This window comes from Pedobacter sp. 01N416 (assembly GCF_056399685.1).
Genome location: NZ_JBFTRT010000564.1, coordinates 1 through 3,284, shown reverse-complemented (window position 1 = coordinate 3,284; position 3,284 = coordinate 1). Strand labels below are relative to the sequence as shown.

2 protein-coding genes are annotated in these 3,284 nt (G+C 35.0%); both read left to right on the top strand.

All coding sequences use genetic code 11. The features are described 5' to 3' along the window. The coding region (locus AC1DND_RS23670) for a peptidase domain-containing ABC transporter (RefSeq protein WP_477585036.1) at window positions 1–1,492 on the top strand (1,492 nt) is incomplete at its 5' end. 13 nt (window positions 1,493–1,505) lie between these two features. Further along, window positions 1,506–2,792 (top strand): beta-barrel domain-containing protein, encoded by a 1,287-nt coding sequence (locus tag AC1DND_RS23665; RefSeq protein ID WP_477585035.1) that lies wholly within the window; start codon window positions 1,506–1,508, stop codon window positions 2,790–2,792. Window positions 2,793–3,284 lie beyond the last annotated feature (492 nt).

Genomic DNA, 3,284 nt, shown 5'->3' with positions numbered 1-3,284 from the left:
TCTCCATATAAGTACTAGGGTAAATATTTCTATTCTGACAGATTTTCTCATTAAATTGATGAAACTGCCGATGAGCTTTTTCGATACAAAGATGACTGGCGATATCATGCAACGGATGAATGATCAACACCGAATAGAGTCTTTTTTAACAGGTTCAACGTTGAATACAATTTTTTCCATGTTCAATCTAGTCGTTTTTACCATCATTTTGGCCTATTATAACATTCATATATTTGTGATCTTTTTGATAAGTAGCGCATTATATTCACTTTGGGTTATGGCTTTTTTAAAACGGAGAAGAGATCTTGACATTAAACGGTTTGATATTTCAGCCAAAAATCAGAATAGTATAGTTCAGTTGATAGGTGGTATGCAGGAAATAAAATTGAACAACTGCGAGCAGCAAAAGCGGTGGGAATGGGAACATCTGCAGGCTGGCCTTTTCAGGTTCAGTATTAAAAGTTTATCGCTAGGGCAACTACAGCAAGCTGGTGCTTTCTTTATTAACGAAGGTAAAAATATCTTGATTACTTTTCTCGTGGCTAAGTCCGTAATAAATGGCGATTTGACCTTAGGAGGAATGATGGCAGTACAATATATTATAGGTCAGGTAAACAGCCCAATAGAGCAGTTGCTAGGATTTATACAATCTTTTCAAGATGCAAAAATCAGCCTGGAACGACTGAACGAAATCCATGAAATGGACGATGAGGAGCCTGTCAGCCAACAATTTCTTAAACAATTACCAAGTAACCAAAGCATTTCGGTTAATAATTTAAGCTTTACCTATCCAGGCGCGGGAAATGAACCAGTTCTTAAAAGCATAGACCTATCAATTCCTCAGGGCAAAACCACCGCCATAGTTGGGATGAGCGGTAGTGGAAAAACTACATTACTCAAACTCCTGCTTAGATTTTATACTCCTCAAAAAGGTGATATTAGAATAGGAGCTAGTTATCTTGATCAAATTAGCCATGGTTATTGGCGTAAACAATGCGGAACAGTTATGCAGGATGGTTTTATTTTTTCGGATAGTATTGCCAAAAATATTGCCGTGACTGATGAATATCCAGATACAAATAAGCTACAGCACGCTATCAAAATAGCAAATATTGAAGATTTAATTGATAGCCTACCATTAGGATTGAATACCAAAATTGGTGCTGAAGGCAACGGAATAAGTGCAGGACAGAAACAGCGAATTTTAATAGCACGAGCTGTTTATAAAAATCCAGAATATATCTTTTTCGATGAGGCAACGAATGCATTAGACGCCAATAATGAAAAGGTAATTATGGAAAATTTAAATGATTTTTTTCAAGGTAGAACGGTAGTTGTAGTGGCTCATCGCCTAAGTACAGTTAAAAATGCTGATAATATTGTGGTGCTGGATAATGGGATTATTGTAGAACAGGGAACCCATGAAGATCTTACAAAAAGTAAAGGAGAATACTACAGTTTGGTTAAAAACCAGTTAGAGCTTGGTAACTAATATAATTATAAAAATGCCAATAACACAAAAAAAAATATACCAGAATAGTGAAGAGGTAAATGAAATCATTAATGCTGTACCCAACTGGATTTTACGCTGGGGCATTACATTGATTTTTGCCGTTCTGGGTGGCATTATTTTGCTTTCGGCATTGATAGAATATCCTGATGTTGTCAAAACGAGTCTGAAGGTAAACTCGTTAAATGCGCCAAAAACGGTTTTGGCAAAACGGAATGGGAAATTAACTGCGCTGCTTGTAAAAGATGGACAAATGGTTAAGAAAAATCAATCTCTAGCCTATTTCGAAAGTACGGCAAATCCTGAAAATGTGTTGCATATAAATAAACAGCTAAAGATATTTCAGATAAAAGTCTTAAAAAATATTAATGAAATTTTGGTGTTACCTGCCAATTTAAATTTAGGGGAACTTCAAAGCAGCTATCAAAATTTTTATCAGCAGTATTTACAATATCAATCTACTCAACAAGATGGATACTATGTAAACAAACTGGCTTTTTTAGAACGGGATTTAAGAGATATTAATACCTTGAAAAATCAAATCCTCAAACAAGAGAAGATTCAAAAACTCGAATATGCCAATCAAGAAGAAGAATATAAAGCCTATCAAAAACTATTTAAGAACAAGGTAATCTCTAGAAGTGAGTTCACGCAGCAGGAAAACAAATTTTTGTCAGCCAAATATCCACTCCAACAAACAGAAACTGCGATACTGAACAATTCCAGCAGCTACACAGCAAAGGAAAAAGAATTATTGGATATTAAGCACACTATTGCCGAAGAGCAGGCAAAATTTGTACAGGCTTTAAATCAATGTGTAACTGAAAGTGATAATTGGATATTGGAGCATATTTTAAGAGCACCTTTGGCAGGCAAACTGAGTTTTGCAGGCATAATACAAGAGAACCAAAATGTAGTTGCTGATCAGGAAGTATTTATTGTGAACCCAGGTAATGCCATTTTTTTTGGCGAGATACAGATTCCTCAGTATAATATGGGTAAAATACATGAGGGTGAACGTGTCTTGGTAAAACTGAAAAGCTTTCCATTTGAGCAATACGGTATTATAGGAGGTCGGCTTTCGTATATCTCTGATGTAGCGTATAAGGACAGTGTTTTTCTCGCTAAAGTAAGTTTCGAGCAATTTGAAAATAAAGATTCTAATCGAAAAATAGTGCTTAAAAATGGAATGCAGGCAGATGTAGAAATTATTACTGAAAAAAGTTCATTGCTGCAACGCTTCTTTAGAAATGTAACTAAAATGCTAAATAGTAATAATTAGATATAGAATAAATGATAACTAGTTCACCCAGATTGGAAAACTAGAGAGAGAAAATAAAACTCTTTTATTGGCATAATGATAATCTACTTGGATTTCAGAACTTTCAAAAGGAATAAGTATGCTATCATTATCCAGAATTTGAATGGAGTATTCATTTAAGTGGGTGTTACGATAAAAATGGTTCTTTCCCACTTTTGGTGGCAATTATGAGAATTGAAGGTGAATGTTCGTTAGAATTTTATGAATCTTACTTTTCGGCCTATATTGTTCACCAGATTTCGCTTGAAAGTGGTCAATCAGCTCATTTTAAGCGGCTTTATGCTTCTGAAAGCAGGATTGGATTCATCGAGAACCAAAATAGAGATGTTCTAATTACCTTAAAATCAAAATTATATTTCTTATTCCGATGTGTTTTACAAAGTGGGCTGATTTGCTGTAAATCGTGTCCGGGAAGGCCGTTTCTTGTAAAACCATCTTCGCGGAGGATTAACC